Origin of the sequence: Sphingopyxis sp. MG (genome assembly GCF_002953155.1) — a bacterium.
GTDB classification, from domain to species: domain Bacteria; phylum Pseudomonadota; class Alphaproteobacteria; order Sphingomonadales; family Sphingomonadaceae; genus Sphingopyxis; species Sphingopyxis granuli.
Map to the genome: position 1 here is coordinate 3,522,459 of NZ_CP026381.1, position 15,628 is coordinate 3,538,086.

Below are 15,628 nucleotides of genomic sequence, written 5' to 3' on the forward strand. Positions count from 1 at the left end.
TTGCGAGGAGCCGCAGGCGACGAAGCAATCTCCAGCCATCGGCAAGCCCCCTCCCGGACTGGACGCGCCGCGCGCCGCCGCATAAACTGACGGCGAAGCAGGGAGATCATCATGACGTGGCTACAGGAAAACTGGATCATCGCGGTCGTCGGGCTCGTCGTCGCGATCGCGCTCCTCTGGTGGCTGTTCGGGCGATCGAAAGCCGAAGAGGCCGCGCCGCCGACCGTCGCGCCCGCCGAGCCGCGCAAGCCGCTCGAACCGGCGAAGCCCGACATCGTCGCCGCCGAGCCCGCGCGTTTCAAGCCCGTCGAGCCGGCCCCGGCCCCCATCCCCCCCGCACCGCCCCCGCCGCCCGCCCCGACCGCCGAAGCGCCGCTCCCGGCTCCGGCTCCAGTCGAAGCCCCGCCGCCGCCCGCCCAGCCGGCGGCGACCAGCGACAATCTGCGGCTGCTGAAGGGCGTCGGCCCGAAACTCGCCGCGCTGCTCGGCGGCCTCGGCATCACCCGCTTCCAGCAGATCGCCGACTGGAGCGACGCCGACATCGCCGCGATCGACGCGCAGCTTGGTGCATTTCAGGGCCGCATCGCGCGCGACAATCTGGTCGATCAGGCAAGTTATCTGGCGCGCGGCGACAAAGCCGGGTTCGAGGCGAAATATGGCGCGCTGGGCGGGGAGCTTTGACCATCCTCTTCCCGCAATGAAAGGGGCGCGTGATGTTCGGCCTGTTTGACCGGCTCTATCGATGGGAAGGCGCAAGCCGCCGCTGGGCCCTCTCGCGGCCGCTGGCGGTCTACGCGGCCTTGCTGGCACCCGGCATGATGGCGCTGATGCTGCTGCTGCTCATCGGAAACAGGCCGATATGGCAAGCGATCCTGTGGCCCATATTCTGGCTGTCGATCGGCATGATGTTCGCGCGGATGACCTATTCCACCCTCCGCACGTTGCGCGCGGTCTGGAAAGCCATTCGCGCCCAGCCCCATGAACTGCAACATTGGCGGGAGCCGTAGCGCCGCTGCGGCGCATCACTCCTCCCTGTCGTCCTCCCGCGCCCGCGCTTCGCTGACCAGCAGCTTGTCGATCTTGCGCCCGTCCATGTCGACGATCTCGAAACGCCAGCCCCTGTCGGTGAAATGCTCGCCCTCCTCGGGCAGGCGCTTGAGCACCGCGAGCGCATGACCGGCGGCGGTCGCATAATCGCGGTCGTCGTCGAGTTCGATCCCCAGCCGCTCGGCCATCTGGTCGGCGGGCATCGATCCGGCGATCAGCAGGCTGCCGTCGTCACGCTCGACGACGAAGGGCTCGCTGCCGATATCCTGGTCGGACGCGAATTCGCCGGCGATCGCCGACAGCAGGTCGGCGGGGGTCACCAGCCCCTCGAAATGCCCATATTCGTCGTGGACGAGCAGCATCGGCACGTCGGCCGCACGCAGGCCTTCCAGCGCGTCCATCGCGTCGATCTGATCATGGATGACGCTCGCATGGCGGGTCAGCGTCTCGAGCGCGAGCGTTTCGCCGCGGAACAGCGCGGCGGCGATGTCGCGCGCCTGCACGACGCCGACGATGTCGTCGACCGATCCGCGCGCCACCGGCAGCCGCGTGTGCGGCGTTTCGAGCAGCTTGGCGCGCACCGCCGCGGCGTCGGCGGCGACGTCGATCCAGTCGACGTCCTTGCGCGGCGTCATCACCTCGCGCACCGGCCGGTCGGCCAGCCGCACGACGCCCGAGATGATCGCGCGCTCGCTTTCCTCGATCACCCCCGATTTCGACGCCTCAGCGACGATCAGGTGCAATTCCTCCGCCGTCACCCGGTCCTCCGATTCGCGGTTGAGGCCGAGCAGGCGAAAGACGAGACTCGAACTGGTGTCGAGCAGCCAGACCAGCGGCGCGGCGATGCGCGACAGCCAGTACATGAAGGGCGCGACGATGATCGCGACGCGCTCGGGCGAGCGCAGCGCGAACTGCTTGGGCACCAGTTCGCCGGCGATCAGCGAGGCATAGGTGGTCAGCGCGATGACGATGGCAAAGGCCGCGCTCAACGCCGTCTGCGGGTCGATTCCGAACAGCGCCGCCAGCCGGTCGGCGACCGGCTGGCCCAGGCTGGCGCCCGAATAGGCGCCAGTCAGAACGCCGATCAGCGTGATGCCGACCTGCACCGTCGACAGGAAGCGGCCCGGATCGGCGGCGAGCTGACGCGCGATCCGCGCGCCGTTGCTCCCTCTTTTCTCGGCTGCTTGCAGCCGCGGGTCGCGCGACGACACGATGGCCAGTTCGGACATGGCGAAAACGCCGTTGAGCAGGACGAGGATCGCGATGATGGCGACGTCCGACCAGGGGAAGGGCGTCATGGGACGGGCAACGGGCGCTCCGGCGCCTGGCCCCTGCAAGGATCGGTCATGGCGCCCCTATACGGCAAAGCCGCCGCGTTGCACAACAATATGCTCCACCGGCCGGCTCAGCCGCCGTTCAGCAAGATTCTGGAACCAGATGCGCGGCCATATGTTATCGCCATGGAGGGCGGCCGCCGCAAGACCAGCCGGCGGCGCCCATGAAAGGGAGCGACCCATGAAGAACAGGACGATCAAGCTCACCATGTTTACCGCCGTCGGCGCGCTGATGCTCACCGGCTGCGTGACCGATCCGGAGACCGGACAGCAGCGCATTTCCAAGGCCGCGATCGGCGGCGTCGGCGGCGCGCTCGGCGGCTATCTGCTCGGCGACCTCATCGGCGGCAAGCGCGACCGCACCGAAAAGATCGTCGGCGCCGGCATCGGCGCCGTGGCGGGCGCGGGCGCAGGCTATTACATGGACCAGCAGGAAAAGAAGCTGCGCGAACGCACCGCCGGCACCGGCATCGACGTCGAGCGCCAGGGCGACCAGCTCGTCCTCAACATGCCCGGCGACGTGACCTTCGACTATAACAGCGCGGTCGTGAAATCGCAGTTCCGCAGCGCGCTCGACAGCGTCGCCTCGACGCTCTCCGAATATCCCAGCACCTATGTCGACGTCTACGGCCACACCGATTCGACCGGCAGCGACAGCTATAACCAGGGCCTGTCCGAACGGCGTGCCTCGTCGGTCGCCGACTATCTCGCTGGCCGGGGCGTCAACCGCGCGCGCATGGCGACGATCGGCTATGGCGAATCGCAGCTCAAATGTGCGCCCGAACGCAGCGAGGCCGATTATCAGTGCAACCGCCGCGTCGAAATCCGCATCGCGCCGGTGACGCAGAACGACGTCAACGCCGCGCGGTAAGCCTTGCTCCCCCGTCCGGCCTCCCGCGCTTCGGGATGCCGGGCGGGGCCTGCGTCAGGCCAGCGTCGGGAAGCTCGCCTTCAGCCCGTCGATCACGAACTGCGCGGCAAGCGCGGCGAGCAGCACGCCGAGCAGGCGCGTAATCACCGCTTCGCCCTTGTTGCCGATCAGCCGCATCATCGGCCCCGCCATCAGCAGCGCCGCCAGCGTCAGCAGCAGCACGAGCAGCAGCGCGGCAAAGATCACCAGCGCGCGGTCGAGCCCGTTGTTCTGCGCGACGAGCAGCATCACCGACGCGATCGAGCCGGGACCCGCAAGCATCGGCATCGCCATCGGGAACACCGACACATCGTCGACCTCGGCGGCGGCCTTGACCTTTTCGGCGCGTTGTTCGCGTCGTTCGGTGCGTTTCTCGAACACCATGTCGATGGCGATGATGAACAGCATGATCCCGCCGGCGATGCGGAAACTGTCGAGGTCGATGTGCAGGAAGCTGAGCAGCGCCTCGCCGAACATCGCGAAGAAGATCAGGATGCAGCCCGCGATCGCGACCGCGCGGAACGCCATCGAGCGCCGCTGCGCCGCGCCCGCGCCGGTCGTCAGGCTGGCATAGATCGGCGCGCAGCCGGGCGGGTCGATCACCACGAACAGCGTGACGAAGGCGGAGATGAAGAGGTCGATCATGCCGCCGCGCCGGGCGCCGCGACCACGTCGTCGACGACGGGCACCATCGCCTCGCCGTCCCAGAGGCGGATGGTGACGCGCCGCGACTTGTCCGGCCGGACGGTCGAGGTCCAGCTCATCGTCTGGTCGCGCGAGAGGCCGACCGCGGTATCGTCGCCCTCACCGCCGGCTTCGATTCCCACCGCCGGGCGGGCGCCGCACGCCGCCTGCTTCGATGCGATGAACTCGGGCGCTTCGCGCGGCGACGCCAGCCCGTCGCCATGGTCGAGCACCCAGCGCAGTTCGCCCTTCAATGGGTCGCGCAGCCAGACGGTGGTGTAATAGCCGGTGCTGCCGCCGGGCTGCTGCCACGCCCCGGTCGTCGCGCCTGCGCTGCCGTCGCAGCTCGAAAAGATCGCGTGCGGCTGCCAGCGGACCGACGCCGGCGGGTCGGCGCGCCCCTTGAGCCAGGCCTTCGCATTGACCCGCGCCGGCACGAACATCACCGCATCGGGCGCCGAGGTCTCACGGAACGCCGTCCATTGCCCCTTGTCCTGCGCAAGCCGCGCGAAGGCGAGTTCGGCGGCGACGAAGCCGCTCGGATTGGGCGCGAGCGGCCGGTTCCGCATGTCGGACCCCGGCCCGGCGCAGCCGCCGAGCAGCGCGAGCGCGGCGCCCGCGACCCAGAGCCGCCGCATCAGAATCCCTCCGGGTCGGCGAGGCCGGCGCGGCGGTGCGCCGCGACCAGCGTGTTGCGGAGCAGGCAGGCGATGGTCATCGGACCGACGCCGCCCGGCACCGGGGTGATCGCGTCGGCGACGGCGGCCGCCTCGGCATAGGCGACGTCGCCGACCAGCCGGCCCTTCGCCGCGCCGTCGGTGGGCGGCAGGCGGTTGATGCCGACATCGATGACCACCGCGCCGGGCTTGATCCAGTCGCCGCGCACCATTTCCGGCCGCCCGACCGCCGCGACCACGATGTCGGCGCGGCGGACGAGCGCGGGCAGGTCCTTCGTGCGGCTGTGCGCGACGGTGACGGTGCAGTTGGCGCCGAGCAGCAGCGCCGCCATCGGCTTGCCGACCAGGATCGAGCGGCCGACGACGACCGCATCCTTGCCGCTGAGGTCGCCGAGCCGGTCCTGCAGCAGCAGCAGACAGCCATAGGGCGTGCACGGCACCATGCCGGCTATGCCGAGCGCGAGGCGCCCGGCGCTGACCGGGGTCAGCCCGTCGACATCCTTGTCGGGATCGATCGTCGCCACCGCGCGCTGCTCGTCGAGATGGCCGGGCAGCGGAAGCTGGAGCAGGATGCCGTCGACCGCGTCGTCGGCGTTGAGCGAGGCGAGCAGCGCCTCGACCTCTTCCTGCGTCGCATCGGCGGGCAGGCGGTGCTCGAAGCTTTCCATGCCCGCGGCGACCGTCGCCTTGCCCTTCGAGCCGACATAGACCGCGCTCGCCGGATCGTCGCCGACGAGCACGACCGCCAGTCCGGGCGCGCGCCCGGTCGCGGCGCGGAACGCCGGCACCGCTTCTGCGATCCGGGCCCGCAGGCCCGCCGCGAACGCCTTGCCGTCGATGATGTGCGCCCCCGCCCCCATCACGCGAGCCCGTTGGTGTAGGCGAAGCGCGCGAGATAGCCGAGCACCGGTCCCTGCAGGATGATGATCAGGATCAGCACCAGCATCGGCGTCAGGTCGATGCCCCCGAAATCGGGCATGATGCGGCGGAAAGGCCGGTAGAGCGGTTCGGTGATCCGGTCGAGCACCATCCACAGCTGGCCGACGAAATCATTGTGCGTGTTGATCACATTGAAGGCGATCAGCCACGACATCACCGCCTGCGCGATGATGAACCACCACAGGACCGTCAGCAGGATGTCGACGATCTGGAGGAGCATGAGAAGCAAGGCAGGGTCTCCGTCTAGAGGCGTTGGTCCGCTTTCTTAGCGGTGAATGAGCGTGCCCGCACCCCTTGCGGTGAAAATTTCGAGCAGCATCGCGTGCGGGATGCGACCGTCGAGGATGACCGCCGCCTCGACCCCCGCGTCGACCGCCGCCAGGCAGGTGTCGACCTTCGGGATCATGCCGCCGGTGATCGTCGCGTCGGCCTTGAGTGCCTCGACCCCGCCGCGGTCGAGATCGGTGAGCAGCGCGCCGTCCTTGCCCAGCACTCCCGCGACATCGGTGAGCAGGAAGAAGCGTTTCGCACCGAGCGCGCCGGCGATCGCCCCCGCCATGGTGTCGGCGTTGATGTTGTAGGTCGCACCGTCGGCGCCGAGCGCGACCGGCGCCACCACCGGAATGAAATTGTCGTTCGCCAGATTGGTCAGGATCGTCGGATCGACCGCCACCGGCTCGCCGACGAAGCCCAGGTCGACATGGCGCTCGATCCCCGAATTGGGGTCGGGTTCGGTCCGGCGCACCTTTTCGGCGAGGACGAGGTTGGCGTCCTTGCCCGACAGGCCGACCGCGCGGCCGCCGAGCCCGGCGATCCAACCGACGATCTCCTTGTTGATCTTGCCCGCGAGTACCATTTCCGCGACCTCCGCGGTCGCGGCGTCGGTGACGCGCAGTCCGCCGACGAAGGTCGATTCGATCCCGAGCTGTTTCAGCATCCGGCCGATCTGCGGGCCGCCGCCATGGACGACCACCGGGTTGATCCCCACGGCTTTCAGCAGCACGACATCCTCGGCGAAGTCGCGCTGCGCCTCCGGATCGCCCATCGCATGGCCGCCATATTTGATGACGAAGGTCTGGCCTGCATAGCGTTGCAGATAGGGCAGCGCCTCGACGAGCGTTTCAGCCTTGGCAAGCAGGTCGGGCATTTTCGAAGGGTCGGTCATCGATATCATCCAGCGGTCTTTGCATCGAGGTTGCGGCCGAGAGCGACAAGGCCGGTAATCACGAACGGGATGACGAGCACCGACAGCGCGACCTTGGCGAGCATCTGGCCGCCCATCAGGTTCGCGATCGGAAACACGCCGTAAAAGGCAATGGTGACGAACAGCAGCGTGTCGACGATCTGACTGAGCGCGCTGGCGATCGCGCCGCGGATCGCCAGCCATGTCGACGTGCCTGTCCCGACGCTGCCGCGCAGCCGGGAAAAGATGGTGACGTTCAGGAATTGCGACGTCCCGTAGGCGACGATGCCCGCCGCCATCAGGCGCGGGCTCTGCCCCAGGATCATGTCGAACGCCGCCAGCCGTTCGGGCTGCATTTCGGGCGACGCGGGCAGCGCGAGCACCAGCGCCGTCAGCATGATCGACAGCACCAGCGGGACGAACCCCCACAGCACCAGCCGATTGGCGACCGATTGTCCGTGCAGTTCGGACACCGCGCTCGACAGGGCGACCAGCAGCAGGAAGGCGAATATTCCGGCCTCGACCGCCAGCCAGCTTCCCAGCGCCACCTGCTTGTTCCCGAGCACGCCCGCCAGCACCACCATCCCGCCGTAGAGGATCGAGAACAGGAACAGCGATGGGGAAAGCGTGCGCGGCAACGCCGTCGATGTGGTGTCGGTCATGCCGCCCGATAGTCGGTTTTGCCAGGACAGGGAAGGCCGAGAAACACGGCTCGGCGCGCGCCCCTTGCCCCGCCGCCAAAGCCCGCTAGACAGGCGAAACAACCTTGCGGGGGACGCACTCTATCCATGGAACGCCTGATCGGTCTGCTCGGCATCGTCGCATTGCTCGCGATCGCCGTGCTCTTTTCCTCGAACCGCCGCTGGATCCGCCTGCGCGTCGTCGTCCCCGCCTTCCTGCTGCAGGCGGGGTTCGCGCTGCTGGTGATCGGCACGCCGTGGGGGCGCGCGGTGATCCAGGCGATGTCGAACGGCGTTTCCAACCTGCTCGGCTATGCGAAGGCGGGCACCGACTTCATCTTCGGGCCGCTCGCCTCGCCCGAAATGGGCGCGAACAGTTTCGCCATCGCCGCGCTGCCGGTGATCATCTTCTTCGCCTCGCTGATCTCGATCCTCTATTATCTCGGCATCATGCAGCTCGTGATCAAATGGGTCGGCGGCGCAATCCAGAAGGTGACGGGCATCACCAAGGTCGAGAGCCTGGGCGCCGCCGCGAACATCTTCGTCGGGCAGAGCGAAAGCCCGCTGGTCATCCGCCCCTATCTGGCCGGGCTGACGCCGTCGCAGCTCTTCACGGTGATGACCGTGGGGATGGCGGGGGTCGCGGGGACGATCCTCGGCGCCTATGCGAGCATGATCGGCGAGCAGCTGCTGCCCTATCTGCTCGCCGCGAGCTTCATGTCGGCGCCCGGCGGCATCCTGATGGCGAAGATCATGATGCCCGACGACCCCAGGGACATCGGCATCGAACCCGTGATCATGCCCGAGGCGAGCCATGACGAGGAGAAGCCCGCGAACATCATCATGGCGGCGGCGCAGGGCGCGCAGACCGGCGTCCGGCTGGCGGTCGCGGTCGGCGCGATGGTGCTCGCCTTCGTCGCGCTGGTCGCGCTGGCGAACGGGCTGCTCGCGGGGGTCGGCGGCTGGTTCGGCCAACCCGACCTGTCGTTCCAGGCGATCATCGGCGCGATCTTTCGCCCGGTAATGTGGCTGATGGGGGTGCCGTGGGACGAGAGCGCGTCGGTGGGCGGGCTGTTCGGCACCAAGGTCGTGCTCAACGAATTCGTCGCCTTCATCGACCTCGGCAAGATACAGGGCGGGCTGTCGGCGACCTCGGTGGCGATCGCGACCTTCGCGCTGTGCGGCTTCGCCAATTTCAGCTCGATCGCGATCCAGATGGCGGTGACTGGCGGCCTCGCCCCGAACCAGCGCCCGATGATCGCGCGGCTGGGCCTGAAGGCGCTGCTCGCGGGCAGCCTGTCGAACCTGATGTCGGCGGCGCTCGCCGGGCTGATGCTGTCCTTCACCGCGCCGCTGTAGCCGCCGCCGCGGCGCTCCACCGCCCCTCAAAGCATCGTGCGTTAAATCTGAACCGTTTGCCCCCCGCTTTCGCGGGGGCAGGCTCTGAGCTTGTCGAAGCCTGTCCTGAGCGCCTGCAAGGCAGTCGAAGGAGGCCGTCCTTTCTTTCGGGGACGCCAGAAGAAGGACGGTGCTTCGACAAGCTCAGCACGAACGGCAGAAAGGGTGATGCCTCTTCCGAAAGGCGCGTCAGAGCGTCATCAGGGCGAAGGCGGCGCGAAGCTCGGCGACGAACAGGCCCGGCTGTTCCCACGCCGCGAAATGGCCGCCGCGGTCGAGTTCGTTCCAGTAGACGATGTTGCGATAACGCCCCTCGGCCCAGCGGCGCGACAGGCGCATGATCTCGTTCGGGAACAGGCTGCACCCGGTCGGCACGTCGATCGCGCCCGCCGCGAAGCTGCGGAAGCTGTGCCAATAGAGCCGCGCCGAAGAGGCCGCGCTCGCGGTGAACCAATAGAGGCTGACCGTGTCGAGCATCGCTTCGCGCGACAGCGCCTTTTCGGGATGGCCGCCGACCGACTGCTCGCCCGGCCGGTGCCCGCAATCGGTCCAGCCGTGGAATTTCTCGACGATCCACGCCATCTGGCCGACGGGCGAATCGGTGAGCGCGTAGCCGATCGTCTGCGGCCGCGTCCCCTGCTGGGTCGCATAGCCATTGTCCTTGTCGCGATACCAGCCGAAGCGCGCGAGATAGCGTTTCTCCGCATCGGTGAGGTCGGCCATCGTCGCGGGATCGGGCTGGCCGACGACCATGTTGACGTGGATGCCGGCGCAATGATCCGCATGATGCATGCCGAGCGCGCAGGTCACCGCGCTGCCCCAGTCGCCGCCCTGCGCGAAATAGCGGTCGTAGCCGAGGGCGCGCATCAGCGCGTCCCACGCGGCGGCGATCCGCTCGACATCCCATTTCGCGACATCGGGCTTGCCCGAAAAGCCGTAGCCGGGCAGCGACGGGATCACGAGATGATAGTCGGCCGACAGCGGTTCGACGACGTCGAGGAATTCGAGCACCGACCCCGGCCAGCCGTGCGTCAGGACCAGCGGCCGCGCGGCGGGATTGGCCGACCGGACATGCAGGAAATGAATGTCGAGCCCGTCGATCGTCGCGAGGAAATTGGGCAACGCGTTGAGCCGCGCCTCGACCCCGCGCCAGTCGTGACGATCGCGCCACCAGGCGGCAAGCTCCTGCGCATAGGCGAGCGGAACGCCCTGGTCCCAATCGGCGACGGTCTCCTTCTCCGGCCAGCGCGTATGCGCGAGCCGGTCCCGCAGGTCGTCGATCGCGGCCTGCGGCACCGCGACGCGGAACGGACGGATATCCTCGACGTTCATGTTCCCCCGTTCCCCCGATCCTAGGGCCGCGCCGGCGCCTTGCAACCGCGCTGAAGCCCGACGCCTTTCAGGAAGCCGCGCCGGACGGTGCCGGCATAGACCGCCTCGGCATAGCGCCGCCGTTCGGCATTGGCGCCCGTCACCTCGCCGATCAGTCCGCCGAAGGGGATGACCGAGCCGGCGACGGTGCCCGCGACGCGGCCGGCGGTTTCCTCGCGCTTCTTCGCCAGGCTCTTGTCGACGCGCTCGTTGACGTCGGGGCCGAGGACGGCGTTCAGTTCCTGAACCTCGCGGATGATCGCCGCGCATTTGCCCAGACCGGCGAGCGAATAGGGATCGTCCTGAATCGCCTTCAATTTCTCCGGTGCTTCCTTGCCGTCGAAGGGTTCGGTGACCGAATCGCCGGTCTTCTTGAGCGTCGGTTCGTCGGGCGCGCCCTGTTGCGCGAGCGCCGACGCGGCGGATAGCGACAGCGCGGCGGCGGCGAATGCGAAAACCCCGGCCTTGAGCATGACATGATCTCCCTGATGACTCGGCCGATCAACGCACGAAGGCGCGATTCGGCTCCCTAACCGCGCGCTCGCAGCGCCCGCTCGGCCATCCGCGCGGCGGTTTCGCGTTCGGCCATCACGACATGATCGGCGCCGCGGCGCACGAGATCATCGACCTCTTCGTCCGAATGCGCGCGCGCGACGATCAGCAGCTTCGGGTTGATCGCGCGCGCGCGCCGCACGATCGCGCCCGATTCGACCCCCTCGGGGATCGCGATCAGCAGCGTCGCGGCACTGTCGATCCGCGCCTGGCGCAGCACGGCCTCGCTCGCGGCGTTGCCGACGATCACGATCGCCCCCGCCTCGCCGGCCGCCGCCGCGCGGTCCTTCTGGTCCTCGATCACCGTCAGCGCCTCGCCGCGCCCGCACAGCAGCGTGCCGATATGGCTGCCGACGCGGCCGTAGCCGATCAGCACCGTGCGCGCCGCCTCGCGTTCGGGCGGGGGCGAATCGGGGGCATCGGGCGGCGCCTCCGCTTCCTCGCCGCGCGTCCACCGGATCGCGAGCGTGAAGACGAGCGGGTTGAAGAGGATCGAGAGGATCGACCCCGCGAGGATCAGGTCGCGCGCCGCGTCGGGCATGACTTTCAGCCCGACGCCGAGCGAGGCGAGGATGAAGGAGAATTCGCCGATCTGCGCGAGGCTGGCGGCGATGGTCAGCGCGGTCTGGTTCGAATGGCCGAAGGCGCGCACGATCCCCCACGCCGCCGCCGACTTGCCGACCATGATGATCGCGACGGTGGCGATCAGCGGCCCCGGCTGTTCGAAGATCACGCGGGGGTCGAACAGCATGCCCACCGACACGAAGAACAGCACCGCGAATGCGTCGCGCAGCGGCAGCGTCTCCTCCGCCGCGCGGCGCGAAAGCTGCGTCTCGCCCAGGATCATCCCGGCGAAGAAGGCGCCGAGCGCGAAGGACACGTCGAAGATCACCGCGGCGCCGAAGGCGACGCCCAGCGCGATCGCCAGCACCGACAGCCGGAACAGCTCGCGCGATCCCGAATGCGCGACCCAGTGCAGCACCGCGGGCAGCACCCGCCGCCCGAACACGAGCATCAGCGCGACGAAGCCCGTCACTTTGAGCAGCACGATCGCGGTCGAGCGCAGCAGCCCCATCGCGTTCGCCTCGTCGCCGCGCGAACCGAGCATCGCGGGGAGCAGCACCAGCGCCAGCACCATCGCCAGATCCTCGACGATCAGCCAGCCGACCGCGATCCGCCCCCTTTCGGTCTCGATCAGGTCCTGCGCCTGCATCGCGCGCAGCAGCACCACGGTGCTCGCGACCGACAGCGCGAGGCCGAAGATCGCGCTGCCGGCGAACGGCCAGCCGAGCCACAGGCCCAGCGCGATGCCGAGCGCGCTGGCGACCGAGATCTGGACGATCGCCCCGGGCACCGCGATCCCGCGCACCGCGAGCAGGTCCTTGAGCGAGAAATGCAGCCCGACCCCGAACATCAGCAGGATCACGCCGATCTCGGCCAATTGAAGCGCCAGTCCGGTGTCGGCGACGATTCCCGGCGTGAACGGCCCGACGATCACCCCGGCGAGCAGATAACCGACGATCGGCGCGACGCGCAGCCGATGCGCGAGCGCGCCCATCAGGAACGCCACGCCGAGCCCGGCGACGATGGTTCCGATCAGGCTGGTGTCGTGCGGCATGGCCCAGCCTAAAGGGCGGCGCGGCGGCCGGTCAAGCAACTCAAGTGATTCCGTTGCGATTGGGCAGAAAGCCCGCGGCAAGGCATCAATGTCGCTTCGGATATCGGCCCTAGACCGTCCCCTCTTCCTTCTCCGCCTGCTGGCGGGCCCACATGTCGGCGTAAAGGCCGCGCATCGCCAGCAGCTGGTCGTGCGTCCCGGTTTCCGCCACCCGCCCCTTTTCGAGCACGATGATGCGGTCGGCGCCCGTCACCGTCGACAGGCGGTGCGCGATGACCAGCGTCGTGCGCCGTTCGGCGATGCGGTCGAGCGTCGCCTGGATCGCCGCTTCGGTCCGGCTGTCGAGCGCGCTCGTCGCCTCGTCGAGGATCAGCACCGGGGGGTTCTTGAGCAGGGTGCGCGCGATCGCGACGCGCTGCTTTTCGCCGCCTGACAGCTTGAGCCCGCGCTCGCCCACCTCGGTGTCATAGCCTTGCGGCAGCAGCGCGATGAAGCCGTCGATCGCCGCACCCTCGGCCGCCGCCGCGATCGCCCCGGCGCTCGCACCCTCGCGGCCGTAGGCGATATTGTAGCCGATGCTGTCGTTGAACAGCACCGTATCCTGCGGGACGATGCCGATCGCAGCGCGCAGGCTGGCCTGCGTGACCTGCGCGATATCCTGTTCGTCGATCAGGACGCGCCCCTGCTGCGGATCGTAGAAGCGGAACAGCAGCCGCGCGATCGTCGACTTGCCCGCCCCCGACGGCCCGACGATCGCCAGCGTCTCGCCCGCCCCGACCGCAAAGCTGACCCCGTTCAGGATCGTGCGGTCGGGTTCGTAGCCGAAGACGACATTGTCGAACGTCACCGCGCCGCCGGCCACCACCAGCGGCCAGGCATCGGGGGCATCGGCGATCTCCGGCGGGGTGTCGATCAGGCGGAACATCGCCTCCATGTCGATCAGCCCCTGGCGGATGACGCGATAGACCATGCCGAGCATGTCGAGCGGGCGAAAGAGCTGCGCAAGCAGCGTGTTCACTAGCACCACGTCGCCGACCGCGAACTGCCCCTTCGACCAGCCCCACACCGTATAGGCCATCGCCCCCGCCATCGCCGCGTTGGTGATCAGGCTCTGCCCGACGTTGAGCCAGGCGAGGCTGTTCTCGCTCTTCACCGCGGCGCGTGCATATTGGTCGGCGACGTCGCGATAGCGCGCCGCCTCGCGCGCCTCGGCGCCGAAATATTTGACCGTCTCGTAATTGAGCAGGCTGTCGACGCTGCGCCCGACGGTCAGCGTGTCGAGATCGTTCATCCGGGTCCGTAGCGCGTTGCGCCAGTCGGTGACGCGGCGGGTGAAGACGATATAGACGACGACCATCAGCGCGGTCGCGCCCGCGAGGCCGAAGCTGAACTTGCTCCAGAAGATGACGAGCACCGCGACCAGCTCGATCAGCGTCGGCGCGATGTTGAACAGCAGGAAATAGAGCATCGTATCGATGCTCTTGGTCCCGCGCTCGATCACCTTCGTCACCTCGCCGGTGCGCCGCGCGAGGTGGAAGCGCAGTGACAGCGCGTGAAGATGGGTGAAGGTCGCGGTCGCCAGTTCGCGCGTCGCGTCCTGCCCGACGCGCTCGAAGACGACGTTGCGCAGATTGTCGAACAGCACGCCCGCGAAGCGCGCGCCGGCATAGGCGAGCACCAGCCCGATCGCGAGCGCCACGCCTTCCTCCATCCCCGGCGCCATGCGGTCGATCGCGGCGCCGTAGAGGAAGCCCATCGAAAGCTGCACCCCCTTCGACGCGAGCACGATCAGCGCGGCGAGGACGATGCGCACCTTGTGCCCGCGATGCCCTACCGGCCACAGATAGGGCAGGAAGCGCTTCAGCGTCGCAAGAACGGGCGGTTCGCGTGCCGCATCGGCAGAGGAGATCGTGTCGGGCGGCATGAATGCCCCATGTAGGGGCGCGGGGCGCGAACGCCAAGGCACGGATAAACCGCCCTCCCCTACCGGAAGGGGGCTCCGCCGGCCTGCCCGGTTACTGCCCCTTGCGCTCCGGCACGGTGAAGGTACCGGTCACGCGGCCGCCAGTGCCGCCCTGCACCGCGGTGCCGTCGGGGCCGCGCGCGGCACCACGGCCGTCGACGGTCGCGCGCCCCGAATTGAGGTCGATCAGCAGCCGCCCGCCCGACAGGCGGTTGCCACGCTGGCGCAACTCGACATTGCCGACCATCGTGATCAGCCGCCGGTCGAGGTCGTAGATGGCAACATTGCCCTTCGCGGTTTCGTCGCCCTTGGTCACGGTGACGCCGCCGGTCGCGTCGAGCCGGTTGACGTCGGTGCCGCCCTGCCGCGTGTAGGCGACGGTCATGCGCGGCGCGGTGACGGTCAGCCCGGCCTGCGTCACGCGGACATTGCCGGCGAGGACGACGCGGTCGGCGCGATCCTGCACCTCGATGCTGCCGGCCGAGAAATCGACGGGGGCGCCGCTGTTGTGATTCGCGAGCGCCTGCGCATGCGCGGCGCCGCCGCCCTGCCCCGCGGCGAGGATGGCAAGGCTGGTCAGCGCGAAGCTCGCGCCGCCGAGCGCGAAACCCTTCCAGCCGGATGACGGACGGTTCATTTGAGCACTCCCTGGTTGATCCTCAGCCGCGCGTTGCCCGACAGGCGCACGATCCGCCGGTCCAGATCGGCATAGAGTTCATCGGCGGAGAAATGACCGATGTTGAGCGTCCCGTCGACCCCCGATCCGCCGGCGAGGCTGCGGTTCTTGAGGTCGATCGCGACGCCCTGCGCATCGATCCGATAGCCGTCGGCGCTCTTGACCTGCACGAGGCCGGGCACCGACACCTTTTCGCTGTCCATGTCGTATTGCGCCTGCCGCGCGGCGATCGTCGCGGGCCCGTCGGCGAGGCGGATCGCACCCGACAGGTCGGTCATCCGCACGATCGGCTCGGCGCTCGACTTCTGCACCGCGCTGCCCGCGACCAGCGCGAAAGGCTGTCCCTTCGCATCCTGTCCGCGATATTCGGCGCGCGTCACGCGCATCCGTTCCTGCGCCACCTCGACCTTGTCCTTGGCGAGCAGGAAGCTCACCTCGGCGCGCTGGGTGAAGGGAGAGAAGACGAGCACCGCGGCGATGACGCCGATGACGACCGGCAGCGCGAAGCGCAGCAGGCGCACGACGCGGTCGTGGTTCGACCCGCGCGCCGCCCACATGCGGCGCATCGTGCGATCAAGGTCGGCGCGTTCGGACAT

17 protein-coding genes are annotated in these 15,628 nt (G+C 68.6%); 4 read left to right on the forward strand and 13 right to left on the reverse strand.

The window, feature by feature from the left end; translation table 11 throughout:
* The first annotated feature begins 111 nt into the window (after positions 1 to 111).
* Both C3E99_RS16170 and C3E99_RS16175 read left to right on the forward strand, forming a co-directional pair.
* Positions 112 to 681, forward strand: coding sequence for a hypothetical protein (locus C3E99_RS16170; RefSeq protein WP_104960129.1), 570 nt, complete (start codon positions 112 to 114; stop codon positions 679 to 681).
* Positions 682 to 713: 32 nt separating this feature from the next.
* Entirely contained in the window at positions 714 to 1,007 is a 294-nt protein-coding gene (locus C3E99_RS16175; protein ID WP_104960130.1) for a hypothetical protein, read from the forward strand.
* 15 nt (positions 1,008 to 1,022) lie between these two features.
* Here the strand turns inward: C3E99_RS16175 and C3E99_RS16180 are convergent, their stop codons facing one another.
* Positions 1,023 to 2,345: a hemolysin family protein gene (locus tag C3E99_RS16180; RefSeq protein ID WP_104960131.1), complete on the reverse strand. Its 1,323-nt coding sequence runs from the start codon at positions 2,343 to 2,345 to the stop codon at positions 1,023 to 1,025.
* Between the two features lie 217 nt (positions 2,346 to 2,562).
* On the opposite strand from C3E99_RS16180, the gene C3E99_RS16185 reads away from it, so the two are divergent.
* Entirely contained in the window at positions 2,563 to 3,252 is a 690-nt protein-coding gene (locus C3E99_RS16185) for an OmpA family protein (protein ID WP_076077288.1), read from the forward strand.
* Between the two features lie 54 nt (positions 3,253 to 3,306).
* Here the strand turns inward: C3E99_RS16185 and C3E99_RS16190 are convergent, their stop codons facing one another.
* The 6 genes from C3E99_RS16190 to C3E99_RS16215 are packed head-to-tail and all read right to left on the reverse strand — an operon-like array spanning position 3,307 to position 7,436.
* Positions 3,307 to 3,936 (reverse strand): MarC family protein, encoded by a 630-nt coding sequence (locus C3E99_RS16190; RefSeq protein WP_067107249.1) that lies wholly within the window; start codon positions 3,934 to 3,936, stop codon positions 3,307 to 3,309.
* Entirely contained in the window at positions 3,933 to 4,613 is a 681-nt protein-coding gene (locus C3E99_RS16195; RefSeq protein ID WP_076077291.1) for a hypothetical protein, read from the reverse strand. The genes C3E99_RS16190 and C3E99_RS16195 overlap by 4 nt, the downstream gene beginning before the upstream one ends.
* Positions 4,613 to 5,512 (reverse strand): bifunctional methylenetetrahydrofolate dehydrogenase/methenyltetrahydrofolate cyclohydrolase FolD, encoded by a 900-nt coding sequence (gene folD / locus C3E99_RS16200; protein ID WP_076077293.1) that lies wholly within the window; start codon positions 5,510 to 5,512, stop codon positions 4,613 to 4,615. The genes C3E99_RS16195 and folD overlap by 1 nt, the downstream gene beginning before the upstream one ends.
* Positions 5,512 to 5,811: a YggT family protein gene (locus C3E99_RS16205; protein ID WP_067107243.1), complete on the reverse strand. Its 300-nt coding sequence runs from the start codon at positions 5,809 to 5,811 to the stop codon at positions 5,512 to 5,514. Before C3E99_RS16205 ends, folD begins: the two co-directional genes overlap by 1 nt.
* A gap of 45 nt (positions 5,812 to 5,856) precedes the next feature.
* Positions 5,857 to 6,756 (reverse strand): acetylglutamate kinase, encoded by a 900-nt coding sequence (gene argB / locus C3E99_RS16210; protein ID WP_076078196.1) that lies wholly within the window; start codon positions 6,754 to 6,756, stop codon positions 5,857 to 5,859.
* Positions 6,757 to 6,761: 5 nt separating this feature from the next.
* Positions 6,762 to 7,436 (reverse strand): queuosine precursor transporter, encoded by a 675-nt coding sequence (locus C3E99_RS16215; protein ID WP_067107241.1) that lies wholly within the window; start codon positions 7,434 to 7,436, stop codon positions 6,762 to 6,764.
* Positions 7,437 to 7,562: 126 nt separating this feature from the next.
* On the opposite strand from C3E99_RS16215, the gene C3E99_RS16220 reads away from it, so the two are divergent.
* The gene (locus C3E99_RS16220) at positions 7,563 to 8,813 is read left to right on the forward strand and encodes a NupC/NupG family nucleoside CNT transporter (RefSeq protein ID WP_067107239.1); all 1,251 of its coding nucleotides are present in this window, start codon (positions 7,563 to 7,565) and stop codon (positions 8,811 to 8,813) included.
* Between the two features lie 228 nt (positions 8,814 to 9,041).
* Here the strand turns inward: C3E99_RS16220 and C3E99_RS16225 are convergent, their stop codons facing one another.
* The 6 genes from C3E99_RS16225 to C3E99_RS16250 form a co-directional block, all read right to left on the reverse strand.
* Entirely contained in the window at positions 9,042 to 10,184 is a 1,143-nt protein-coding gene (locus C3E99_RS16225) for an epoxide hydrolase family protein (RefSeq protein WP_076077296.1), read from the reverse strand.
* Between the two features lie 20 nt (positions 10,185 to 10,204).
* Complete coding sequence (locus tag C3E99_RS16230; RefSeq protein ID WP_076077298.1) at positions 10,205 to 10,696, reverse strand: hypothetical protein; 492 nt, start codon at positions 10,694 to 10,696, stop codon at positions 10,205 to 10,207.
* A gap of 56 nt (positions 10,697 to 10,752) precedes the next feature.
* Entirely contained in the window at positions 10,753 to 12,393 is a 1,641-nt protein-coding gene (gene ybaL / locus C3E99_RS16235) for a YbaL family putative K(+) efflux transporter (RefSeq protein WP_076077301.1), read from the reverse strand.
* 109 nt (positions 12,394 to 12,502) lie between these two features.
* Entirely contained in the window at positions 12,503 to 14,317 is a 1,815-nt protein-coding gene (locus C3E99_RS16240; RefSeq protein WP_076077304.1) for an ABCB family ABC transporter ATP-binding protein/permease, read from the reverse strand.
* Between the two features lie 91 nt (positions 14,318 to 14,408).
* Complete coding sequence (locus C3E99_RS16245) at positions 14,409 to 14,993, reverse strand: LptA/OstA family protein (protein ID WP_076077307.1); 585 nt, start codon at positions 14,991 to 14,993, stop codon at positions 14,409 to 14,411.
* Positions 14,990 to 15,628, reverse strand: coding sequence for an LPS export ABC transporter periplasmic protein LptC (locus C3E99_RS16250; RefSeq protein ID WP_067186361.1), 639 nt, complete (start codon positions 15,626 to 15,628; stop codon positions 14,990 to 14,992). Before C3E99_RS16250 ends, C3E99_RS16245 begins: the two co-directional genes overlap by 4 nt.